Source organism: Mycobacterium sp. 3-98, assembly GCF_035918355.1.
Classification (GTDB): domain Bacteria; phylum Actinomycetota; class Actinomycetes; order Mycobacteriales; family Mycobacteriaceae; genus Mycobacterium; species Mycobacterium intracellulare.
In genome coordinates, this window is sequence record NZ_CP142360.1 from 3,614,634 (window position 1) to 3,637,126 (window position 22,493).

The 22,493-nt window shown below is 67.6% G+C and carries 26 protein-coding genes; 15 read left to right on the forward strand and 11 right to left on the reverse strand.

What is annotated here, in order from left to right; all coding sequences use genetic code 11:
* Window positions 1-98: 98 nt before the first annotated feature.
* Window positions 99-917, reverse strand: a complete 819-nt coding sequence (locus tag QGN30_RS17065) for a serine hydrolase domain-containing protein (RefSeq protein WP_201407764.1) — start codon at window positions 915-917, stop codon at window positions 99-101.
* Entirely contained in the window at window positions 917-1,975 is a 1,059-nt protein-coding gene (locus QGN30_RS17070) for a class I SAM-dependent methyltransferase (RefSeq protein ID WP_095763148.1), read from the reverse strand. Before QGN30_RS17070 ends, QGN30_RS17065 begins: the two co-directional genes overlap by 1 nt.
* 78 nt (window positions 1,976-2,053) lie before the next feature.
* Here QGN30_RS17070 and QGN30_RS17075 point away from each other — a divergent pair, with 78 nt between their 5' ends.
* From QGN30_RS17075 to QGN30_RS17090, 4 genes are all read left to right on the forward strand, one after another.
* On the forward strand, window positions 2,054-3,139 hold the full coding sequence (locus QGN30_RS17075; protein WP_248923619.1) for an S-(hydroxymethyl)mycothiol dehydrogenase: 1,086 nt from the start codon (window positions 2,054-2,056) through the stop codon (window positions 3,137-3,139).
* Window positions 3,139-3,762 carry an MBL fold metallo-hydrolase gene (locus QGN30_RS17080; RefSeq protein ID WP_248923618.1) on the forward strand — a complete coding sequence of 208 codons (624 nt, stop codon included), beginning with the start codon at window positions 3,139-3,141 and terminating at the stop codon, window positions 3,760-3,762. The genes QGN30_RS17075 and QGN30_RS17080 overlap by 1 nt, the downstream gene beginning before the upstream one ends.
* Before the next feature lie 60 nt (window positions 3,763-3,822).
* Entirely contained in the window at window positions 3,823-4,917 is a 1,095-nt protein-coding gene (locus tag QGN30_RS17085; protein WP_248923617.1) for a class I SAM-dependent methyltransferase, read from the forward strand.
* A gap of 74 nt (window positions 4,918-4,991) precedes the next feature.
* Window positions 4,992-5,360 (forward strand): hypothetical protein, encoded by a 369-nt coding sequence (locus QGN30_RS17090; RefSeq protein WP_064937153.1) that lies wholly within the window; start codon window positions 4,992-4,994, stop codon window positions 5,358-5,360.
* Between the two features lie 37 nt (window positions 5,361-5,397).
* Here the strand turns inward: QGN30_RS17090 and QGN30_RS17095 are convergent, their stop codons facing one another.
* Window positions 5,398-7,101, reverse strand: coding sequence for an Hsp70 family protein (locus QGN30_RS17095; protein WP_248923616.1), 1,704 nt, complete (start codon window positions 7,099-7,101; stop codon window positions 5,398-5,400).
* 109 nt (window positions 7,102-7,210) lie between these two features.
* Complete coding sequence (locus tag QGN30_RS17100) at window positions 7,211-8,296, reverse strand: NAD(P)H-dependent amine dehydrogenase family protein (protein WP_202378701.1); 1,086 nt, start codon at window positions 8,294-8,296, stop codon at window positions 7,211-7,213.
* 90 nt (window positions 8,297-8,386) lie between these two features.
* Between QGN30_RS17100 and QGN30_RS17105 the strand changes: the two genes are divergently transcribed.
* From QGN30_RS17105 to QGN30_RS17120, 4 genes are all read left to right on the forward strand, one after another.
* Window positions 8,387-8,734: an MmpS family transport accessory protein gene (locus tag QGN30_RS17105; RefSeq protein ID WP_026071561.1), complete on the forward strand. Its 348-nt coding sequence runs from the start codon at window positions 8,387-8,389 to the stop codon at window positions 8,732-8,734.
* 34 nt (window positions 8,735-8,768) lie between these two features.
* A complete protein-coding gene (locus tag QGN30_RS17110; protein ID WP_202378700.1) occupies window positions 8,769-10,076 on the forward strand; it encodes a cytochrome P450 in 1,308 nt (435 codons plus the stop codon).
* Between the two features lie 40 nt (window positions 10,077-10,116).
* Complete coding sequence (locus QGN30_RS17115; RefSeq protein ID WP_202378699.1) at window positions 10,117-10,659, forward strand: ester cyclase; 543 nt, start codon at window positions 10,117-10,119, stop codon at window positions 10,657-10,659.
* A 78-nt stretch (window positions 10,660-10,737) separates the two neighbouring features.
* Window positions 10,738-11,142 (forward strand): septum formation family protein, encoded by a 405-nt coding sequence (locus QGN30_RS17120; protein WP_248923673.1) that lies wholly within the window; start codon window positions 10,738-10,740, stop codon window positions 11,140-11,142.
* 4 nt (window positions 11,143-11,146) lie between these two features.
* Here the strand turns inward: QGN30_RS17120 and QGN30_RS17125 are convergent, their stop codons facing one another.
* Both QGN30_RS17125 and QGN30_RS17130 read right to left on the reverse strand, forming a co-directional pair.
* A complete protein-coding gene (locus QGN30_RS17125) occupies window positions 11,147-12,634 on the reverse strand; it encodes a flavin-containing monooxygenase (protein ID WP_201406993.1) in 1,488 nt (495 codons plus the stop codon).
* 66 nt (window positions 12,635-12,700) lie between these two features.
* Entirely contained in the window at window positions 12,701-12,967 is a 267-nt protein-coding gene (locus QGN30_RS17130) for a hypothetical protein (RefSeq protein WP_202378698.1), read from the reverse strand.
* 220 nt (window positions 12,968-13,187) lie between these two features.
* Here QGN30_RS17130 and QGN30_RS17135 point away from each other — a divergent pair, with 220 nt between their 5' ends.
* Window positions 13,188-13,946, forward strand: a complete 759-nt coding sequence (locus QGN30_RS17135; RefSeq protein WP_248923615.1) for a cutinase family protein — start codon at window positions 13,188-13,190, stop codon at window positions 13,944-13,946.
* Between the two features lies 1 nt (window position 13,947).
* On the opposite strand, the gene QGN30_RS17140 is transcribed toward QGN30_RS17135, so the two are convergent.
* Window positions 13,948-14,694 carry an Rv3717 family N-acetylmuramoyl-L-alanine amidase gene (locus QGN30_RS17140; protein WP_095562647.1) on the reverse strand — a complete coding sequence of 249 codons (747 nt, stop codon included), beginning with the start codon at window positions 14,692-14,694 and terminating at the stop codon, window positions 13,948-13,950.
* Between the two features lie 79 nt (window positions 14,695-14,773).
* Here QGN30_RS17140 and QGN30_RS17145 point away from each other — a divergent pair, with 79 nt between their 5' ends.
* Window positions 14,774-15,943 carry an acyl-CoA dehydrogenase gene (locus tag QGN30_RS17145; protein WP_248923613.1) on the forward strand — a complete coding sequence of 390 codons (1,170 nt, stop codon included), beginning with the start codon at window positions 14,774-14,776 and terminating at the stop codon, window positions 15,941-15,943.
* Here QGN30_RS17145 and QGN30_RS17150 read toward each other — a convergent pair.
* From QGN30_RS17150 to QGN30_RS17160, 3 genes are all read right to left on the reverse strand, one after another.
* Complete coding sequence (locus QGN30_RS17150) at window positions 15,923-16,465, reverse strand: TetR/AcrR family transcriptional regulator (RefSeq protein WP_172417570.1); 543 nt, start codon at window positions 16,463-16,465, stop codon at window positions 15,923-15,925. The genes QGN30_RS17145 and QGN30_RS17150 overlap by 21 nt on opposite strands.
* A gap of 113 nt (window positions 16,466-16,578) precedes the next feature.
* Window positions 16,579-17,124 (reverse strand): carboxymuconolactone decarboxylase family protein, encoded by a 546-nt coding sequence (locus tag QGN30_RS17155; RefSeq protein ID WP_095562646.1) that lies wholly within the window; start codon window positions 17,122-17,124, stop codon window positions 16,579-16,581.
* Complete coding sequence (locus QGN30_RS17160) at window positions 17,121-17,642, reverse strand: carboxymuconolactone decarboxylase family protein (protein WP_198347173.1); 522 nt, start codon at window positions 17,640-17,642, stop codon at window positions 17,121-17,123. Before QGN30_RS17160 ends, QGN30_RS17155 begins: the two co-directional genes overlap by 4 nt.
* Before the next feature lie 167 nt (window positions 17,643-17,809).
* On the opposite strand from QGN30_RS17160, the gene QGN30_RS25755 reads away from it, so the two are divergent.
* The 5 genes from QGN30_RS25755 to QGN30_RS17180 all read left to right on the forward strand — a co-directional run bounded on the left by QGN30_RS25755 (window position 17,810) and on the right by QGN30_RS17180 (window position 20,762).
* Entirely contained in the window at window positions 17,810-17,974 is a 165-nt protein-coding gene (locus QGN30_RS25755; RefSeq protein ID WP_232517803.1) for a hypothetical protein, read from the forward strand.
* Between the two features lie 330 nt (window positions 17,975-18,304).
* Window positions 18,305-19,267, forward strand: a complete 963-nt coding sequence (locus tag QGN30_RS25760; RefSeq protein ID WP_232517802.1) for a hypothetical protein — start codon at window positions 18,305-18,307, stop codon at window positions 19,265-19,267.
* Window positions 19,268-19,432: 165 nt separating this feature from the next.
* On the forward strand, window positions 19,433-19,642 hold the full coding sequence (locus QGN30_RS17170; RefSeq protein ID WP_095562644.1) for a hypothetical protein: 210 nt from the start codon (window positions 19,433-19,435) through the stop codon (window positions 19,640-19,642).
* A gap of 181 nt (window positions 19,643-19,823) precedes the next feature.
* Window positions 19,824-19,949, forward strand: coding sequence for a hypothetical protein (locus QGN30_RS17175; RefSeq protein ID WP_269769257.1), 126 nt, complete (start codon window positions 19,824-19,826; stop codon window positions 19,947-19,949).
* A gap of 282 nt (window positions 19,950-20,231) precedes the next feature.
* Entirely contained in the window at window positions 20,232-20,762 is a 531-nt protein-coding gene (locus tag QGN30_RS17180) for a hypothetical protein (RefSeq protein WP_157742828.1), read from the forward strand.
* Here the strand turns inward: QGN30_RS17180 and QGN30_RS17185 are convergent.
* Window positions 20,728-22,473, reverse strand: a complete 1,746-nt coding sequence (locus QGN30_RS17185; protein ID WP_232517827.1) for a DNA cytosine methyltransferase — start codon at window positions 22,471-22,473, stop codon at window positions 20,728-20,730. The two genes, QGN30_RS17180 and QGN30_RS17185, sit on opposite strands and share 35 nt — an antisense overlap.
* Between the last annotated feature and the right edge of the window lie 20 nt (window positions 22,474-22,493).

Sequence of the window (22,493 nt, forward strand, 5' to 3'; positions counted from 1 at the left end):
GCAAGCAGGGCAGCTTGCGCGAAATCTTCGATTATTTGTGTGTCCTGCGTGTCTATTGTGCCTTGTGATACCCGTGTTGCGCTAGTGTGCAGTCCGAATTAGCTGTACTCGGCTATCACGGCATCGGAAATCTCCGGCCACGGCCGCAGCGCCCACTCCCCGAATTCGCGGTCGGTCAGCACCACCAGCGCGAGCTCGATTTCCGGATCCGCCCAGATAAACCCGCCCGCCTGGCCGAAATGGCCGTACGTTCGCGCCGAGTTCCGCGCGCCCGTCCAGTGCGGCGATTTCGCGTCCCGAAGCTCGAATCCGAGCCCCCAGTCGTTGGGCCGCTGCACCCCGTATCCGGGCAGCACGCCGTCCAGGCCGGGAAACTGCACGGTCGTGGCCTCGGCGTGCAGGCCTGCCGAGACCGTCACCGGGCGCAGCAGGTCCCCGGCGAACGCGGCCAGGTCCGCCACGGTCGACGTCGCGCCGAACCCGGCGGCCACCGCGCCCCCGTCGAGGCGGGTCGCCGCCATGCCCAGCGGCTCGCACACCGCCTCGGCAAGGTAGCGGGCGAAGTCGATGCCGGTCTCGCGTTCCACGGTCTGGCCCAGCACGGTGAAGCCCTGGTTGGAGTAGATGCGGCGGGCGCCGGGCGCGGCCAGCACCTTCTCGGAGTGCATCGACAGGCCCGAGGTGTGCGCCAGCAGGTGGCGGACGGTAGAACCGGGCGGGCCGGCGGGCGTGTCGAGGTCGACGGCGCCCTCCTCGAGGGCGACGTGCACGGCCCGGGCCGCCAGCGGCTTGGTCACCGAGGCCAGCTCGAACACCCGCCCGGGGTCGCCGTGGCCGGCCAGCACGCCGCCCGGCCCGACGACGGCAGCGGCCGCGGCCCCGACCGGCCAGTCGGCCAGAACGTCGAGGGGCGCCATCACTTTCGGGCGATGTAGTAGTTGTTGATCGGGTCCGCCTCGATCTCGGCGACCCGCACATCGTCGAACCCGGCGTCGCCGAGCATCGCGACGGCCAGCTGCGTTCCCCACGCGGTGCCCAGCCCGGCGCCGTCGAGCGCGAGTGACACCGTCATGCAGTGCATCAGCGACGTCGTGTACAGGTAGGTGCTCATCGGCACGCCGACGTTCTCCTCCAGCCGGCTCGACGCCTTGATGTCGGCCATCAGCAGGACGCCCCCGGGCCGCAGCGCCCGGTAGATGTTCTCGAGCACCCGCGCCGGCCGGGCCTGATCGTGAATGGCGTCGAACACGGTGATGACGTCGTAGGCTTCGGGCTTGTCCAACTCGGACAGGTCGTGGCTTTCGAACGTCGCATTCGTCAGGCCGCGGTCGGCGGCCTCGCGGATGCCGGTGGCGATGGCCTGCTCGGAGAAGTCGATGCCGGTGAAGCGGCTCGCCGGAAACGCCTGTGCCATCACGTTGACGGCGTGGCCGCTGCCGCAGCCGAAGTCGGCCACGTCGGCGCCGGCGCGCAGCCGCTCGACGAGGCCGTCCACCAACGGCAGCACGACGTCGACGAGCGAGGCGTCGTACATCGCGCCGCTCTCCTCGGCCATCAGCTGGTGGAAGCGCGGGAATTCGCTGTAGGGCAGGCCGCCGCCCGCGCGGAAGCAGCCGATGATCTTCTGTTCGACCTCGCCGAGCAGCGGCAGGAATTGGGCCACCACGGCGAGGTTTTGGGGCCCGGCGGCGCGGGTCAGCACGCCGGCGCGGTGGGCGGGCAGCGAGTAGGTGGCGGTGTCGGCGTCGTATTCCACCACGCGCCCGGTGGTCATGCCGCCCAGCCACTCGCGGACGTAGCGCTCGTCGAGCCCGGCGGCGTCGGCGATCTGGGCGCTGGTGGATGGCGGCAGGCCGGCCATGGTGTCGAGCAGGCCGGTCTGGTGCCCGATGCTCAACAGGATTGTGAGGCTGGCGCCGTCGAGGGTCGCGGCGATGCGTTCGGTGAATTCTTCGGTGGTCTCCCTGGCCGTCACGCCCTGCGACGCTACACCGGCCCGATGGGTGGACGGCCCGCCGCGAGATGTATGGCGGCGATCAGTAGGTTGGAGCCCATGAGTCAGACAGTGCGCGGCGTGATTTCACGCAAGAAGGGCGAACCCGTCGAGTTGGTCGACATTGTCGTCCCGGACCCCGGGCCGGGTGAGGCTCTCGTCGACGTGATCGCCTGCGGGGTGTGCCACACCGACCTGACCTACCGCGAGGGCGGCATCAACGACGAGTACCCGTTCCTGCTCGGCCACGAGGCCGCCGGCCGGGTCGAGGCGGTCGGGCCGGACGTGACCGCCGTGGCGCCGGGCGACTTCGTGATCCTGAACTGGCGCGCGGTGTGCGGGCAGTGCCGGGCCTGCAAGCGCGGGCGGCCGCACCTGTGCTTCGACACCTTCAACGCCACCCAGAAGATGACGCTGACCGACGGCACCGAGCTGACGCCCGCGCTGGGCATCGGGGCGTTCGCCGACAAGACGCTGGTGGCCGCCGGCCAGTGCACCAAGGTCAATCCCGCCGCCGACCCCGCGGTCGCGGGTCTGCTGGGCTGCGGCGTGATGGCCGGGCTGGGCGCGGCGATCAACACCGGCGCCGTCACCCGGGACGACACCGTCGCGGTGATCGGCTGCGGCGGGGTGGGCGATGCCGCGATCGCCGGGGCGGCGCTGGTGGGCGCGCGGCGCATCATCGCCGTGGACACCGACAACACCAAGCTGGACTGGGCGCGCAAGTTCGGCGCCACGCACACCGTCAACGCCCGCGAATTCGATGTGGTCACCACCATCGCCGACCTCACCGACGGGTTCGGCGCGAACGTGGTGATCGACGCGGTGGGCCGGCCCGAAACCTACAAGCAGGCCTTCTACGCCCGCGATCTCGCCGGAACCGTTGTGCTGGTGGGTGTTCCGACCCCCGACATGACCCTGGAAATGCCGTTGGTGGACTTCTTCAGCCACGGCGGCTCGCTGAAGTCGTCGTGGTACGGCGACTGCCTGCCCGAACGCGACTTCCCCACGCTGATCGACCTGTACCTGCAGGGCCGGCTCCCGCTCGAGCAGTTCGTCTCCGAACGCATCGGGCTCGGCGACATCGAGGAGGCGTTCCACAAGATGCACGGCGGCGAGGTGCTGCGTTCGGTGGTGGTGCTCTGATGGCGGCGATCGAACGCCTGGTCACCCACGGAACGTTCGAACTCGACGGCGGCAGTTGGGAAGTCGACAACAACATCTGGATCGTCGGCGACGACTCCGACGTCGTGGTGTTCGACGCCGCGCACGCCGCCGAGCCCATCCTGGCCGCGGTCGGTCAGCGCAACGTGGTCGCGGTGGTGTGCACCCACGGGCACAACGACCACGTCACGGTGGCCCCCGAACTCGGCGCGGCCCTGGACGCGCCGGTCCTGCTGCACCCCGGCGACGACGTGTTGTGGCGAATGACCCACCCGGACAAGGACTTTCGCGCCATCGCCGACGGCGACACGATCGACATCGCCGGCACCGAGCTGCTGGCTCTGCACACGCCGGGGCACTCCCCCGGCTCGGTGTGCTGGTTCGCCCCCGAGCTCGGTGTGGTGTTCAGCGGGGACACCCTGTTCTCCGGCGGGCCGGGCGCCACGGGGCGTTCCTATTCGGATTTCCCGACGATCTTGCAGTCGATCTCCGGGCGGCTGGGCACCTTGCCCGGCGACACCGTGGTGCACACCGGCCACGGCGACAGCACCACCATCGGTGACGAGATCGTGCACTACGAGGAATGGGTGGCGCGCGGCCACTGACATCGCCCGGCCCGTTCGCCACGCCGAACTGACCACCAGCCCAACCACTATCGTTGCCCTATGCAGCCTGAACCGCCGATGCCCGAATCGAGCATTGTGGTCCGCCCCGAGCCGACCTTCAGCGAGGCGTCGCGGCTGCGGGCGGCCGGGTTGGCGAAGGCGATCGCGGTGTTCGAGCGGGCCGCCGAACAGGTGGCGCTGCCCCGGTCTCCACAGCCGATGGTCCTCGCCGACTACGGCGCCGCCAACGGCCACAATTCGCTGCGGCCGCTGTCGGCGGCCATCGCGGTGTTGCGCCGGCGCACCAGCCACGATCACGCAATCCTGGTGGCGCACACCGACGTACCACGCAACGACTTCACGGCGCTGTTCGGCACGGTGGCCGACGACCCGGAAAGCTACCTGCACCTCGACGGGGCCACGTTCACCTCGGCGATCGGCCGGTCCTTCTACAACCAGATCGTCCCGTCCAAGACCGTCAACCTGGGCTGGACGTCCTGGGCGACGCAGTGGCTAAGCCGAACGCCCTGCGAGGTGCCCGATCACGTGCACGTCTCGTGCACCGCCGACGACGCGGTGCGGTCCGCCTACTCCGACCAGGCCGCCCTGGACTGGCACAACTTCGTGGCGTTCCGCGGGCGGGAACTGGCGCCCGAGGGCCGGCTGGTGGCGCTGACGCTGGCGGCCGACGAGGACGAGACCGCGGGCTTCGCGCCGCTGCTCGACGCGATCGTCGGCGCGCTGGACGAGCAGGGACGCGACGGCCTGCTGAGCCCAGATGAGCTGCGGCGCATGACAATTCCCACCTTCGCCCGCACCGAGAAGGATTTTCGCGCGCCGTTCGCGCCCAAGGGGCGGTTCGAAGGGCTGATGATCGAGCACCTCGAGATCTTCAACGCCGAGGATCGATTCTGGGCCCGCTTCCAGTCCGACCACGACGCGCACGCCTTCGGCGCCCAGTGGGCCGCCTTCGCGCGGTCCGCGCTGTTCCCCGCCCTGGCGCGCGCGCTCGACGGCGGCATCCACGACCCACGGGCCGGGCAGTTCGTCGAGCAGCTGCAGGGCGCGGTCGCCGAGCGGCTGTCCACCGCACCCGAGCCGATGCGGATCCCGCAGGCCCTGGTTGTGCTGGTCAAGGGCGACGGGGCGCGCTGAGGAGAGTTTCGGCACAGCCGCGCAACGGGTAATCCCCCGCCATCGCCGAATCTGCGATGCAAGGGGGTAGATGCATGAGCGTGCAGGACGACAAATCGTCCGGTCAGGACGACGAGCAACGACTGACCGAGAAGCCGGAGCCGGACGAGGACGACAAAGAAGAGGCCGCCAAGATGATGGAGGCCTACAAGGACAAGCCCACGATCGTGCTGCCCGGCACCGGCGGGAGCGTGTCCGGCACCGCCGTCAACGAATGGTTGGACGAGGACGGTAACCCGAAGCATGAAGTCGCCGAGGGCACGGACTCCCAGGCCAAGGACGACGACGGCCGCGAGCAGAAGGATCTGCAGGACCAGATCGAGAAGGACAAGTCCCTCAACGAGGTGCTGAGGGAAGCAGCCACCGCGGAGAACAAGGGCGAAAAACGTATCACCGAAAGGTAATTCGTGAACCGACCCTCGGTGGGCGGGTAAGAGTCGCTCAGCGGGCGGGTAACGGCCCGAGGGCGTTGACGCCCAGGCCGCCCTGGATCTCCTGAAGGATCTGGTTGACCCGGTCGAGCCCGGGGATCGGCTCGTTGAGCCCGGGAATCGGCGGAATGGGCGGGACGGCCACGCGGCGCGGAGCTGCCGGGCGCGGGGGCGGGGCCGCCTGGGGAGTCGCCCGCGGCGTCGTGGTCATCGGCGTCTCGGTCTCGGCCGGCGGGTTGGTGTCGGAGGTCGACGGCACCGGGACGTCCACGGGCCCGGGTTGCGCGGTCGCGCTCGCCGGCGCCGGCGGCGTCGTGGTCACCGCCGGGGCGGGTGTCGTCGCCGATTTGTCCGGCGGGTTCAGCCCGACCGCCAGCGCGGCCCCCACCAGCAGCACCGCCGCGGCGGTGACAAGGACGGCGGCCGCCGGCAGCAGGCGCCACCGGGCGAACAACCGCTTGCGCCGCGCGGCCGGGGCGGCGACCCGGGTGGTCGGTGCCTCCGCGTCACCGGCCGGCATGACGCGCGACTGGTGGGCCGTGGCCGACCAGGCCCGGATCGGCATCGGCGTTGGGCCCGCGGGCGGCAGTTGGGTTGTCGCGGTGCGGTCGGGCCTCGCCGCCCGAGCCGTCGCGGTCGCGGGCACGGCGGGCGCCGCGGACGTCGCATCGCCGGCGCCACGCGCCACCCGCAGCGCGGCGCCGACCGCCGCGGTGAGTTGGGGCCGCGGCGTGGTGGCGACCGGGACGCGGAGATGCCGCGCCAGCGTGGTCGTGATGGCCGGGAGGTTCGCCCCGCCCCCCGACGACACGACCGCGACGAGGTCGCGGATCCCGTTGCGCGCCAACGTTTCATCCAGCCGCGCGAGGAAGCCGGTCAGCGCCGGTCGGATCGCGTCGTCGAGTTCGTGTCGGGCGAGCCGGATTTCACCTTGCGCCCCGGTCAGCCCATTGGTCAGCGTCGTCGCGGCGCTCGAGGACAGCTGTTCCTTGGCGATCCGGCACCCGGTGCGCAGCCGGCTCAGCGAGCCGATCGCCGCCGTGCCCGTCGGGAACGCGCCGGTGGTCGGCATGTTGGCCACCACGACCCCCAGCAGCGCCTGGTCGATCAGGTCGCCGGAGAAGTCGCGGTGCCGCACGGTCGGCGCCACCGCCCGGTAGTCACCGTCGGCGTCCATCAGCGTGATGCTGGTGCCGCTGCCGCCGAAATCGCACACCGCCACGGTCCCGCGCGCCGGTATGCCCGGGTTGGTCCGCACGGCGAGCAGCGTTGCGGCCGCGTCGGGAATCAACAGGATCGGGCGCGCGCGCCCCGACCATTCGGGGATTTCGCCCAGGGCGGCGCCCAGGGCCTCCACCGCCGGCGACTCCCAATGGGCCGGGTAGGTGACCGCGACGTCGTCGGGCAGCGGGCGTCCGCCGGTCGCGGCGTAGGCCAGCGCCCGCAACCCGTCGGCGAGCAACACCTCGCCGCGGTGCACCGAGCCGTCGGGGGCCACGACGCCGCGCGGGTCGCCGACGCGGTTCACGAAGCCGGTGAGCACCACGCCCGGCCCCTGCAGGCGGGGGTTTTCGGCGGGGATGCCGATCTCGGCGGGCCGGTCCGGATACAGGGTCAGTACGGGTTTGCGGGTGATGGCGTTATCGGAGGTCGCGGCCGCCAGGTTGGTGACACCGATCGATAGGCCCAGTGCGGTCCCAGCTCCATTGGCCATAGTTCGATCCCCGTTGTTCGCAGCACCAATTCGCATCCGGCTAGCCGCTATTGTGCCGCCAAATCCTGTATCGCGTGTCGGTGCCGGCTATGTGGCCGCTGTGCGCCGGTCAGCGAATGTTGCCGGCCCCGGCGATGAGTGGCAGGTCGAGCGGGGTGACCCAGCCCGGCCGGAGGTCGTTGACCGCCGGCACGGCGTTGAGGGCCCGCAACCCGGTAGCCAGGCAGCCGGCCGCGGCGGCGTCGCGGCCGGAGCCGTCGGTGAACCGGAACGCGGTCTCCTGGAAGATGCTCGGGGTCCCCTCGATGTCCACGCGGTAGACGTCGTTGTCGTGGCCCCGCGGCCAGTCCGGGGCGGCGTCGAGCCCGATGCGGTTGACGTGTTCGAGCTGGATGCGGGTCTCGCCCTGGTAGACGCCGTTGATGGTGAACCGGACGGCGGCGACGTGGCCGGGCTTGATGACGCCGCGGGCCGAGTTGCGCTCCGTCGGTGTCACCCACTTGTCCCAGGTGGTGGTGATCTCGTCGAGCATGATGCCGGCGGCGTGGGCGATCATCGGGACGGTGGCGCCCCACGCGAAGATCAGCATGTCGCGGTCCTGCAGCATCGGCGTGAATTCGGGCTCGCGACCTATGCCCATCTCGAATTCGTAGTCACCCTCGTAGTTGGTGTAGTCCAGCAGTTCGGACGCGCGCACCCGCCGCACCTCCGACGTCAGGCCCATCAACGTCATCGGAAAGAGGTCGTTGGCGAATCCGGGGTCGATGCCGGTGGTGAAGCAGGACGACTCACCCAGTTCGCAGGCCTCGGTGATCGGCTCGATCCAGTTCGGCGGGTTCAGGTGCATCGTCGGCCACACCCACGGGGTCATCGCCGTCGAGCACACGTCGATGCCGGCCCGCAGGAACCGGGTGATCAGCAGGATGTTCTCTTTGGCGTGCATGGCCGTCGGGCCGTAATGCACCAGCGCATCGGGCTTCAGGGCGATCAGGGCGTCGATGTCGTCGGTCGCGAGAATGCCCACCTTCTCGCCCATTCCGCAGATCTCGCCGACGTCGCGGCCGACCTTGTCCGGGTTGCTGACGCCGACGCCCACCAACTCGAACGAGGGGTGTTTGACGATCTCGGGGATCACCATCTTGCCGACGAAGCCGGTGCCGAACACCACCACGCGCTTTGAGCCGTGTCCCGCCATGCCTTTACGCCACCTTTCCACTCACCAGCCCCCGCTTGGAACTTCACATTAAGCTTCCCTACCGTCGCCCGTGGTGACACGATGCAATTCATGACGAAGCACCTCACCGGACCTGCGATCGTGTTGGCCGTCGGTTTAGGGTTCGCGAATGCCGGCGGCGTGGCCCACGCGCTGCCCCAGATGCCGCAGATCCGCTACGAGGTCAACGGGCCCGCGGTCGCCGAATTCATCTACTACCAAACCGACACCGGGCAGCTGCATCAGGTGAATGCGCCGCTGCCGTGGTCGACGGAGTTCACCGGATTCGGTGGCGAGGTGTTCACGATCAGCGCGCAGGGGCCGGGCCCCATCTCCTGCAAGATCTTGGTCGACGGCAACGTGGTCAGCGCGGCGACGGCCACGGTCGGCACGCCCGCCCGAACGGTCTGCACCCACTGACCGTGCCGCCCCCGTACGACACGAGGAGGTCTAGGTGAGCCTCAAGACGGGTCCCAAAAAGGGCCTGGCGGCGCGGACGAACGGGGCGCCGCCGCCCGAGATCCCGCTGGCCGACATCCACCTCGAGTCGCTGGACTTCTGGGCGCTCGACGACGACGTCCGCGACGGCACCTTCGCCACCCTGCGCCGCGAGGCGCCGATCTCGTTCTGGCCCGCGGTCGAGTACGAGGGGTTCGAGCCGGGCAACGGGCACTGGGCGCTGACCAAGCATGACGACGTGTATTTCGCGAGCCGTCATCCGGACATCTTCAGCTCCAGCCCCAACATCACGATCAACGACAACACCCCGGAGATCAGCGAGTACTTCGGCTCGATGATCGTGCTCGACGATCCGCGACACCAGCGGCTGCGCTCGATCGTCAGCCGCGCGTTCACCCCGAAAGTGGTGGCGCGCATCGAGGCGTCGGTGCGCGAGCGGGCCCGCCGGCTGGTCGCCTCGCTGATCGCGAACCATCCCGACGGGGAGGCCGAGCTGGTCGGCGAGCTCGCCGGTCCGCTGCCGCTGCAGGTCATCTGCGACATGATGGGCATCCCGGAGGAGGACCATCAGCGAATCTTCCACTGGACCAACGTGATTCTCGGGTTCGGCGACCCGGACCTGGCCACGGACTTCGGGGAGTTCCTCCAGGTGTCGATGGACATCGGCGCCTACGCCAGCGCGCTGGCCGAGGACCGGCGGTCGAATCACCACGACGACCTGACCACCAGCCTGGTGGAGGCCGAGGTCGACGGGGAACGGCTCACGTCGGCCGAGATCGCGTCGTTCTTCATCCTGCTGGTGGTGGCCGGCAACGAGACGACGCGCAATGCGATCAGCCACGGTGTGCTGGCGCTGTCGCGCTACCCCGCCGAGCGGGACAAGTGGTGGTCCAACTTCGACCGCCTGACGCCCACCGCCGTCGAGGAGATCGTGCGGTGGGCGTCCCCGGTGATCTACATGCGGCGCACGCTGACCCGGGACTTCAAGCTGTCCGGCACCAAGATGAAGGCCGGCGACAAGGTCACGCTGTGGTACAACTCGGCCAACCGCGACGAGTCGACGTTCGACAATCCCTGGCATTTCGACGTCGCGCGCACCCCCAATCCCCATTTCGGCTTCGGCGGCGGGGGCGCGCATTTCTGCCTGGGCGCCAACCTGGCCCGTCGCGAAATCCGGGTGGTCTTCGACGAATTGCGACGCGAGATCCCCGACATCGTCGCGACGGACGAGCCCGCGCGGCTGCTGTCGCAGTTCATCCACGGCATCAAGACCCTGCCGGTCGCCTGGACTCCCCCGCGGTAGGTCGCCTCTGATCGCGAGGTCATGGGCTTACGCTGACCACGTGACCATCCCCGCGTTCCCGCCGCCCGAGGTGCTGGCCGCGCGCCAGAAGCTCGTGCTCGACCACTTTCATGACGAGGTCCGCCAGGCCTGGGACGACGTCTTGGCGACGTTCCCGCATCCGCGCTACGAGTTGATCCCCCAGATGCTCGTGCACGACGGCGACGCGGCGGTGCGCGGCTACTACACCGAGACCCGCACGGCGTTTCCCGACCAGGATCACGAAATCATCGCGCTGCGGCACAGCGCCGACGCGGTGATCGTCGAATTCTGGCTGATGGGCACCCACCGCGGCTACCTGGGCAAGGTCCCGCCGACAGGCAGCCGATTCCGTGTCCGCATGACCGCCTACTTCGTCTTCGACGACACCGAAACCCTTGTCTGCGAACGCATTTACTTCGACAGCCTGACCATGGTCAAACAGCTCCTGGGCGGGCTGGACATGAAAAAGCCGGCGAACTGGTGGCTGGCCGCGCGCTGCGTGCGCGGGTTCGTATCGATGTCGTCGGGAAAACCGGACCCGGCGCTGACCAACACCTCCTAAACTCCACCGCTAAGAGCAAGGGAGGCTGCGATGCGCACTTCACCCCTTCACCCGGTGGGCGTCCTCGTCGTCGCGGCCATGTTGGGCCCCTGCACCGCCGCCATCGCCGCTCCGCTGCCGCCCGGCTCGCACACCGAGAAATGGATCGACCTGCGGGCCGGTGAGTGCGTGGCCGACCTGCCGCCGGCCGACGGCAGCCGCGTCGACGTCACCGTCGTCGACTGCGCGACAGCACATTTGGCCGAGGTGTATCTGCGCGCCCCGATGGCCGTCGACACCGCCATCGCCGCCGTCGCCACCAAGGACTGCGCCGCCGGACTCGCCCCCTACACCGGGCAATCCGTTGACGCCGGCCGGTTTTCGATCACCTATCTGATCGACTCGAACCAGGACCGCACCGGCGCCAACCCCACCCCGAGCACCGCCATCTGCTTGCTGCAGTCCGCCAACGGGCAACCGTTGACCGGATCCGCGCGCCGCTGAGGCGCTAGGCGATCACGTAGTCGCTGAGCGGGAAGGTCTGCGCTTCGCGCACCGAATTGAGCGTCGACGTGGGCCGCAGCAGCGACGCCTCACCGCTGGGGCTGAAGTAGTACGACCGCGACGTGGCGCAGTCGCCGCTGTAGAACACCGAACTGTCCAGCAGTTTGGTCATGCGCTCCATGAACCGGTCGTTGGCTTCCTCGGTCACCTCGAACGTCGTCGCGCCCCGGCGCTTGACCTCGCCGAGCAGCCGGTCCATGTGCCGCATCTGGTATTCGATGGTGTGGAAGAAGGACAGTCCGGAGAAGGCGAACGGGCTCGCCAGGCCCAGATAGTTCGGGAAGTACGGCACGGAGACGCCCTGGTAGGCCTGGAACCTGGTCTCGCGCCACCACTTACCGAGATTGCGGCCCTTGCGGCCGATCACCTCGATGGCCGGGAAGTTGGCCTCCCACAGGTCGAAACCGGTCGCCAGGACCAGGGTGTCGATGACGGTCTTGCGCCCGTCGGTGGTGACGATGCCGTCCGGCTCGATCCGCTCGATCGAGTTGGTCTCCAGGTGCACGTGCGGCTTGGCGAACGCGGGATAAAAGCTGTTGGACAGGGTGGGCCGTTTGCAGCCGCAGTCGTAGTCCGGGGTGAACTTGGCCCGCAGATCCTTGTCCCGGATCCACCGGAAGCGGTTGATCTTGGCCAGGTCGGCGGCCGAGATGTTGCCGCGCCCCCGCGATTCCCGATAGTGCAGCGCCCCGACGACCATGATGATTTCCAGGATGATGTCGGTGACCCACCGCAGCGCGCGCTGCGAGGCCGGCAGCCGGGCGAACAGGCGTCGCACCGCCTGCGGGAACTCGAAGTCGGGCTTGGGCATGATGTGGGTCGCGGTGCGCTGGTAGACGGTCAGCTCGCCGGCCTGCTTGGCAAGCTCGGGAATGAGCTGAACCGCCGAGGCGCCGGTCCCGATGACCGCGATGCGGCGGCCCGTGTAGTCGTAGTCGTGGTCCCAGGCCGTGGTGTGGACGATCTTGCCCTCGAAGCCGGTGATGCCGGGGATGTCCGGCAGGCGCGGCTGGGACAGGAAGCCGGTCGCGGTGATCAGGAAGCGGGTGGTCAGGTTTTCGCCGCCGGCCAGCGTCACCCGCCAGACCGCGGCGTCCTCGTCCCACTCGGCGCCTTCGACGGTGGTGTTGAACCGCATGTGGCGGCGCACGTCGTACTTGTCGGCGACGTCGGCCGCGTACGCCTTGACCTCGGCGCCCGGCGCAAACAACCGTGACCACCCGGGATTGGGCTCGAACCAGTACGAGTACGTGGTGGAGGGGATGTCGACGGCGATGCCCGGGTAGTGATTGACATGCCAGGTGCCACCCAGGTCATCCTCTCGGTCGAGGATGACGAAGTTCTCAAAACCGAGGCGCTTGAGCTGAATTGCGGCGCCGATGCCGCCGAAACCTGCGCCTATGATGATCGCGTCGAAACGGTCCGTTTTCACAGCCTTGCTCCGTGCTACCTGTTTCCATACTTAACGAATCATAAGCTTTCCCTAAGATACGTCACTCTAATAGGGCGCCACGCCGAGCGCACCTGAGCGTTGCCCGTATGTGACCATGCCGACACCTGTGCGCCCGCTCAGCATTTTCGGCTTACGCGGATACCAATTCGCCGCACCGGCGTCCTCGTCGCGGGGCCGGAGGCAATCCCATTCGGTCCTGCGCGGGTTGCGTCGCGCGCGCGGGTCGTCGTCGCGGCCCGATATCACCGAGTGGTGTTGAACGGAAAAGAGATCGAAGGTTACACCGCCGAAACCCGTTTCGCCCGTTGCCATGTCGCCGCCCCTCTGATTGGCAGAGTCCCGCGATCTGCGGCTACCCTCGACAGACGAAATCAAACGACGGCTTAAAGTGTTTTTTGGTAACCAGATGCGCACTGGCCGCGTCGGTCCGATGGAGGCGACGGAGCCGCTATCCACCGCATGCCGGCGCGCGCCGGTATACAGGAAAACATCACGAAATGGTCGGCAAGTTGACAGTTTGGGAGGGGCTCGCATGGGCACGTTGGACGGCATGATCGTGCGTCGAATTGTTCGTTCCGTTGGTCCAGCAGTAGTTATCGCCGCATCGGGCATGGCCGCCTCGGCCGTCTCCGGTTCCCTCATCCCCACCGCCGCCGCCCAATGTCCCGACGTGCAAGTGGTCTTCGCCCGCGGCACCGGCGAAGAACCCGGCGTCGGCCCCACCGGCCAAGCCTTCGTCGACGCCCTGCACCAACGCGTCGGCGACCGCTCCTTCGACGTCTACCCCGTCAACTACCCCGCCACCGACCAATGGGACACCGGCATCGACGGCATCCGCGACGCCGGCGCCCACGTCGTATCCATGGCCCATGACTGCCCCAACACCAAAATGGTCCTCGGCGGCTACTCCCAAGGCGCCGCCGTCATGGGCTTTGTCACCTCCGCCGCCGTCCCCGAAGGCATCGACCCCGCCACCGTCCCCAAACCCCTGTCCCCCGACGTCGCCAACCACGTCTCCTCAGTCGTGCTCTTCGGCATGCCCAACGTGCGCGCCATGAACTTCCTCGGCGAACCCCCCGTCGTCATCGGACCCGCCTACCAAGACAAAACCCTCAAAGTCTGCGCCACCGAAGACCCCGTCTGCTCCGACGGCATGAACTTCGCCGCCCACAACACCTACGCCGACGACGGCTCCATCATCGACAAAGGCGTCGCCTTCGCCTCCAGCCACCTCGGCCTCGGCGGCCCCGCCCCGGCGCCGCCACCCGCGAGCGGAGGCTTCGGCAGCTGAGTCAGCCGGCCTTGGCGCTGAGGAAGGCGACGATCCCCCGGGTGACCGCGGCGGCGTAGGCCGCCCGGCCGTCCGCGCTTTCCATCCGCGCGGCGTCGCCCGCGTTTTTCATGTTGCCGAGTTCGACCAGCACCGCCGGGTATTGGGCCAGGTTCAGCCCGGCGAGGTCGTCGCGGCCGTACAGGCCGTCGGAGCCGATGTAGTTCGCCGGCTGTAACCCCGACTGGGCCAAGGCATCCCGCATCGCGTGGGCCAGCTGCACGGCGGGCCCGGCCTGAACATCGCCCAGTGGCGGGCTCGAGTAGTTGACGTGGAATCCGCTGCCCGACGGCGGTCCCCCGTCGGCGTGGATGCTCACGATCGCGTCCGGGCGCATGGCGTTCGCCGCGGCCGCGCGTTGGTCGATGCACGGGCCGACGCCGCCGTCGCCGTCGCGCGAGAGCTGGGTGCGAACGCCCATCTGGTTCAACTGGTCGGCGATCAGCCCCACCACCGCCCAAGTGAACGCGTGCTCGGGATAGCCGTCGCCGGCCGCGGCGCCCGAGGTCTGGCACGGCTTGGTGCCGCCGCGGCCGTTGGGCACCTGCTGGTTGATCGAGGCGTCGTTGACGGCGTTGTGGCCGGGATCGAGGAAGACCGACATCCCGGCGACACCGGCGGCCGCGCGCGGGGCGGGCAGGACGGCGGCGGCGCCGAGGATCGCCGGCAGGACACCGGCGATCTTCAGGACGTCGCGGCGTGATCGCATCCCTCCCGGGCGATCGCTCACCGGGCGATGGTAACAACCGGCGCCGCTACATACTAAAAAGTATGTTACGGTCGTCGGCATGTCCGTGGTCGACAGCCGTCCCCTGCACGGCATCACCGACGAATTCGTGGCGCGGCTGGCCGAGCGCGCCGAGGAGGCCGAGCGGCTGCGGCGCCTCCCCGCGGCGACGGTGAGCGATTTCCGGCAGACCGAGCTGTTCCGCCTGTTGCTTCCGGCGCGGTTCGGCGGGCTGCAGGCGTCGTTTCCCGAACTGATGCAACCGATTCGGCGGATGGCGCACGGCTGCGCCTCGAGCGCCTGGACGCTGGGTTTCTACGCGCTGCACAACTGGATGCTGTCGTTGTTCGATCCGCGGGCGCAGGAGGAGGTGTTCGCGTCCGGACCGGTGCTGGCGCCAGCGCCCCTGGCCCCGACCGGCCGCGGCGTCCCGGCCGACGGCGGGGTGCGGGTGACCGGCAGGTGGGCGTGGGCGACGGGGGCGATGGACGCCGATTGGATGATCGTCGGCGCGCTGATCGAGCGCGCGGACGGGATCGACCCGGTGCTCGTCGTGCTGCCCGCCGACCGGGTCGAGGTCGTCGACACCTGGCACACGGCCGGCATGCGCGGCACCGGTTCGCATGATCTGGTCGTCGACGACGTGTTCGTCCCCGAGCATCGGTTGGTCGCGGTGGCCGACATCTACGGCGGCACTGCACCCGGCGCGCTGGCGCACGGGGTCCCGACGTACCGGTGGCCGATGGTGCCCGCGCTGGCGCTGACGGCGTCGATGCCCGTGCTCGGGGCGGCCGAACGGGTGACCGAGCTGTTCGCCGAGCGGCTCGGCGGGCGGGTGCTGGCCTACAGCGGGGTGGCGCAAAAGGATCAGCCTGCCGCGCAGATCCGGCTCGGCGAGGCGCGGGTGCGGCTGAGCGCGCTGCGGGCGTTGATCGCGGCGACCGCCGACGAGATCGAGGCGATCGTGGTCAGCGGCGGGCGGGTGAGCCGGTCGGTGCGGGCCGATGCCCGGCTGGCGGCCGCGCGCACGGTGCACGAGTGCCGGGCGATCATCGCCGATCTGTTGGAGGCGGCCGGCGCCAGCGCGCATTTCCTGTCCAGCCCGTTGCAGCGCGCCAAGCGCGATGTGGACATCGCCGCGGGGCATGTGGTGTTCGATTACGACACGAGCCGAGAGTTGGCCGGGGCGTTGGCGATTGGCGCGAAGATCTCACCCATCGCCATGATCTGAGCCGGCGGTTCCCGCCTCGCCCAGCATCACGGCCAGGAATCGTTCTCGCTGGGACAGCGATTGGGCCTGCTCGGCCGAGCTGGTGAGGTGCAGCAGTCCGATTCCCGCGGCGAAGGTCAACTCCGCGCGCAGTTTGGCGTCCTCGAAGCTGAACCCGTAGTCGCAGTAGGCCTTCACCACGGTGCGCAACAGGAGCCGATCGGCCGCGCGGATGTTTTCGGCCGCGACCGGATCCAGGCGGGCCCATTCACGCATCGCACGCTCGAGCATCCAGTACTGGGGACTGACCAGCGTGCGCGTCAGGGCCAACAGGCGCTCCCGGGGTGGCAGCTCGTCGAGCTTGGACAGCGCCTGGCGGTCGCGTTCGAGGAACTTGTTCCAGGATTCGACGAGCGCGGCCCGGTAGTGGTCGATGTCCTCGAAGTGCCAGTAGAAGCTGCCGCGGGTGACGCCGGCCTGCTGGCAGAGGCGTTCGACTTTGAGTGCGCGCACCCCCTCTTCGGCGAGCACGGTGTAGCCCACCTCGAGCCAGTCCTCGGCCGACAGGCGGGTCGACGGCTGCTTGCGCACCACCACACCGTGGACATTACGGGAAGGCCGATTGGCCGGTGGGGGAACCGCGGGTTACCGTCGCCTCATCGCGTCGGCGGCACGGGAAGCCGGGCGGTCTCGTCGAGATCCACATCGAGCGCGTTGAGCATCAGGGCCAGGCCCGCATAGCGATTGATGACCATCAACGCCTCCATGGTGGCCTCCGAGCCGAGGACTTGGTGGACCTGAGCGAAAAGCTCGGGGGCGACGCGGCGGGTGGTGACCAGCTCGGTGGTCAGGTGCAGCACGGCCAACTCGGTGGGGTCGAAATCGCCGGTTTGCCAATCGGATTCGGACGTGAGGGCGTCGATGGTGTCGCTGTCGATCCCGACCGTTTGCGCGACGTCTCTGTGCTGGCCGAGCTCGTAGGCGCAGTCCATGAGATAGGCGGTGCGCAGGACGATGAGTTCGCGCAGCCTTCTCGGCAGCACCGGGCTGGTCAGGGCGGCGTCGCCGGCGACCATCCAGCGGGTGAACACCTTCTCGGCGTTGGCCAGCGCGCGGTAGACGTTGAGATTGCCCCGCCGCGCGGTCAATTCGCGGGCAAGCTCGGGCATGTCCTCGGGTTCGCGGTACGGGGTGCGGGTCATGCGGGCGCGTCGATGTCGAGGTCGACGGCGTTGAGCACCAACGCCAGGCCGTAGTAACAGCTGACGATCATCAGCAGTTCGGTGAGCGCCTCGTCGCCGAGCAGGGCGTGGGCCCTGCCGAAGGAGTCGTCGGACAGGCGGCGGGTGGTGCACAGCTCGGTGACGGTGTCGATGACGAGGCGTTCGTCGCCGCTGAACCCGGCGGTGTCGAGGTCCGCTTGGTTCTGGAGGGCGTCGATCTGTCGGTCGGTGAGCCCTGCCTTTCGGGCGAAGACCACGTGCTGGGCGAGCTCGTAGGGCGACTCCTGCAGGTGGCCGACCCGCAGGATGATCACTTCGCGCATCCGCGGGGTGAAGGTCGGGCTGTCGAAGAGCTGCCCGGCCATCTGCGCCCACTCTTCGAATACGTTGGGGGCGTTGGCGATCAGGCGCAGCACGTCGAGCGTTCCGGGGCGTTCGAGGAGCTCTTTGATGTGTTCGGGTTGCTCGTCTGCGTTGGCGAGCGGCATGCGGGTCACGCGGCCTACCTTTCGTTGCGGGCTCCTCGAGCTTAGTTTCGGCCGGTAGAAGGAAGTGTGCGGAACCGATAAGCGCATGCGCTTACCGCTTTCGCGCGTTCACCCCCGTTCATGGCGCCCGCCGGACTCAGGTCACTTCGCAGCCCGAGGGACGCCACCGTCACACCTTGGAGCTCCCCGATGCAGGCGAGTTCAGCAATGTCACCTATCGGGGCGTGCAGGTCGACAAGATGACCGCGTCGGGCAACCACCACCGGCGCAAAATCCACACTGGCGATTGGCACCTCGCCGAAGATATCCGCCGACGTGCACAGCATGTCGGCGGTATGTGAACAAAATGTCGATCCGGCACCGCGCGCGGAAACAGCGCCCTATCTGCGCGACGGGTGGTGATCGCTTGCGCGACACCAGCATTCCGCGCCCGGTCGGGCCGATGCTCGACAAGCTCAGCGCGTTGGTCAAGAACATCCTTAAAGAAAGCTCGGGCAGTTGCTCGGCGAGACGTTCACGGCGTTCAACGGAGCGAGCTACGACCTGGAGTCCATGCTGGATTCGTCGAGCAAGCTGTAGCACGACGCCTCGCCGTCGTCGACCGCACCCGCGCTCCGGTCGACGATGTCAGGCGCTTTTATGCGTAGGCCCCAGACCTCGGACCAGACGCGATGTGGGCGCAACCGGCCGGCTTCACCGACCAGATGGTGAAAGACGATTCGCAGATCGGGAAGCTGCTGCACACCGGACCCGGCTTTGCGCAAGAGGTTTCGCGGCTCCTGGATCAGCTGAAGCCGAACCTGCCGGTGTTCTTGGTGAACCTGACCACCATCGGGCAGATCGGGGTGATCTATCACGCCGCGCTCGAACAGCTGCTAATGCTACTGCCCCCGTCGGTCGCGGCCTACGGCTCGTACGGTGTCACGAACAATCCGACCGGCCTGGCGGTCGGCGGGTTCACGCTGACCATCGCTAACCCGCCGGCGTATACGGTGGGGTTCCTGCCGCCGTCGAGTTGGCGCTCGCCCGCCAATGTGAGCGAGGCCGATATTCCGGATAACGTCTACTGCAAGCTGCCGCAAGTCTCGCCGTTATCCGTGCGCGGGTCGCGTAACTATCCCTGCATGAGCAAGCCCGGAAAGCGCGCCCCCACAGTCGCGATCTGCAATAGCGATAAGAAATATGTGCCTCTCGCGGAGAGGCAGCACGCGCTGGGGCCGTTTCCGATGGATCCGAATCTTCTGCCGCAGGGTCTGCCGCCGGATGATCGGGTGGATATCGAGCAGAGGACTTTTGGTCCCGTGGAGGGGACGCCATCGCAGCCGGGGCGGCGCCCGCAGGAACACCGCCGGGGCCGCCGGCGCCGCAGACGGTCAACAGCCGCCAACACCGCCCGATGCGGGTGCCGTGCCGGCGGCGCCAAGCGCGTTTGGCGCCAATGGCTCTGGTGTGTCACCGTCGGTTGCAGTGCTGCATTACGACCCGGGCATGGGGCGGTACGTTGCGCCGGATGGGCAGTTGTATCGGCAGTCGGATTTGGTGTGGGTCAAGGCGGTGAGCGCGCATGGTCGATTCCTGGAGGCGGACGCAGCGTCCTCGGTAAGCGTGCTCAAAATCGCCACCTCCACCGTTAACCGAGCGTCAAGTTAAGGTTACTCGCGAGTAGCGAACCTCCGAGCGAACGACACAACACCATCCACACCGGCAAGGTCAGGCCGATCGTTCCCGTCTCGCGGGGGGACGGGATGGAGTGGGGCAGGACGACGCGGCCGTCATCTCCGAGGCCGCGGGAGGCGCTGGTGCGCAAGGCCAACCGCGCCTTCCTGACCCAAGCTGCGCCAGTCGCGTCCGCAACCAATTCGCCCGCCGGCCTGCCGAGCCAGTCGCTGACCGCGGGCACGGGCGATATCGTGACCGCCGAAAACCTCGACGCGGTGGTCGCGGCCGTCGCCAACGTCGACACCGACGGCGGCCAGGCCACGCACATCCTGGCCCACCCGCCGGACTAGGCGAGGCTGCAGACGCTGAAGCTCGCCGCCGACAGCAACGCCGCGCTACTCGGAGCGGGCACCGCGACCGCACCGGCACGACAGCTGCTCAACCTGCGTGTCCTCGTGGACCGCGACGTGCCGCACGGCGCGCTTGTAGTCCTCGACAGGCGCGGTCCTGTCGGCCTACGGGCCAATCGTCGTGGCCACCAGCTCGGACTATCTGTTCGGGCAGGACTCGGTCGCGCTGCGAATCACATTCCGATTCGGCGCCGTGGTCGCCAAGCCCGAGCGCGTCGTGACCGTCAAGCTGGACGCCACGCCGTAATCGGACCTGCGGTCGGGCCGGGAGCCGGACGGGCTGAGCGGACACAGCCCGTGCCGGCCCGACCCTGCCCGGCGCCCCAGGGCAGGTGCCCCTCCCCCATGGGCACATCGCCCCCCGGTTGGCATCGGCTCTTTGGTGACGCCGGCGTCTGGAACTTTTGGCCCCTAGCGCAGCGTGAGGGAACTGGGAATTTCGGCACGCAACCCGTAGCCTTCCGGACGATCAGCGTTCGGAAGGCCAAGTGGATTGAAGATTGTAAGGCGGGTACTGCTCGGGCAGAGAGTGACTGGGCCCATCTGGAAGCAGGCGCTTCGAGAGGTCGAAACGGCGATCGGTAGGGTCGTCTGGCCGGAGGGAGCAGACGATTTCACTATCCATCCTCAGTCAGGCAAGAAGCGCGACGAAGGCAATGGGGTCAAGCCGATTCATCAGGGGTTTCTAGCGGCGTTAGCGCTCGATGGGTGGAGGGTCGCGAGCAACCAATTGAAGCTCGATGCGGTCAAGACCTATCCAAATGGCTATGTCGGGCTCGAGTGGGAGACGGGCAATATCTCGTCGAGCCATCGATCGATGAACCGCCTGAGGCTTGCTCAGACTGGCGGCGACTGTCTCGGGGGGATTCTCATTCTGCCGACGAGGAGTCTGGCGAAATACTTGACCGACCGGATCGGAAACTTCGAGGAGCTGGAGCAATACCTGCCGCTCTACGATCTTCCCGACCTAGCGCTGGCCATCTACGCGGTCGAGCACGATCATGAGGACTTCGCGGCACCTCGGATCAAAAAAGGGACAGACGGTCGGTCGTTGATTTAGCAGCCGGGCCCGAGCCCTCCTGATCGACCGCCGATTGCCAGCGATCGAGGAGTAGCAAGTCTGTGGGCGACTCGACGCGGCCTGCTAACTCGGCAACCCTCGCCGCAAGCAACAGGCCAACTGCGACGCGCACACGAATTCCCGTCGGTTTGAGGATGGGCAACGACGTGGTGGTCCTGCGCAGATTCGACCATCTCGAACGAGGCAGCCACTTGTCGACGAGGGAATTCAGTTGATCCACCAAACTGTCTGGACCGCCATCGGTATCAGCGTCAACCCAAGCGGTCTGAAGCGCCGTCACCTCAATAGGCGTGTCGGACAAGAACTTATCGACGTCATGGAGCAATTCGACGATGAGTTGCGCGAATTCGGGCTCGTTGTAGAACGCCGTTAGAGCTCTCGTCGCCACAACCGTGTCGACCTCCATCTCTTGGCGTGTCGATCCCTCACCCACGTGAAGCACCGCTCTCCACCGGACAATCACGCCGGTGCCAGCTGGGTCGCCACGGTTATCTAATTCGGCTCTACAGCCGCGAACCTCTTTGCCAGGCAGCATCTGCGCGAACTTGCGGTCGGGCTTGTTCTGGGCTCTTTTGGCTGTTCGATCAGGTAGCGGAGGCAGTGCAGGTGCCCGCTTGATCGCGGCAGCGGTCGCGCCCACCGGCGCATCAATCGGCGGCAATCCACCTTCGTCGCGGATAAGCCTTCCAATCGCGAACCCGAGTAGCGGCGGAACCGCGTCGCCGACGAGTCGATACCTTGCCGAAGCGGAACCAAAAAACTGGTAGGTGAACGGAAAGCTTTGAAGAGTCGCGACCTCCCGCACAGTTGGGCGACGGAAGCGGCCACCGTCTTCGATCACCAGCGTTTCGCGTCCCAGCTGGGTTGCCACGACTGTCCGAGCGGGTGACGTGAGGTCATCGGGAAACGACATCTTCCCCATGTAGGGATGATTGAGTTTCAGTCCGCGGAGTCGCTGTGCTTCGCGATCGTCAATCCACGTCTCGTGAAACTGGTCAGTCAAATCCTTGGTCGCCAATTCGAACCCATAGTTCGGATCAACGTAACTGCGCTTCTGCGCATTTTTCGTGGCGCTCGGAAGAGACTTGAGGATATCGCCAAGCGTTGGTGCAGTCGGCAGATCGCTGTCCGTCAAGCTCACTTCGGACTGCTTACTAATTGAATGGGTGGGCTGCGGCACTGGGTAGCAACCCATCAGGAATCGCTTGCGGCGCTGAGGCACCCCATATTCGGCAGCGTTGAATACGTTCCGTACTGGAATCCTCAGCGTCCCGTCTTCATCTAGCCCTATCCAAGAAAGTGGAATCACATCGGGCAAGAACTTCGTCACGCGCGGAACGTTCTCCATGATCCACCACTTTGGTTTCACGTAGTGGACGATGCGCAGGTACGCCTGGACGAGTTCGAGCCCTTCCAGAATGTTTCCGCGAGAGCCCTTAGAGGTCGAGAACTCGATGCAGGGCGGTCCGCCGACGACGATGTCGCATTCAGGCAATGTCGACGGGTCAAGGTTTCGGATGTCGTCGTGGACAACCACAGCTTCGGGATGGTTGGCACCGAACGTCTCGACGGCTTGCTTGTCGTAGTCCAGCGCAAAAACGGTGTCGCAGCCAGCTTGCCGGAGGCCCTCAGATATCCCGCCAGGCCCGCAGAAAAGGTCAACAACTCGAAGCTTCCGATCATCTGACACCGTCAAGTCTCGACCTCCTA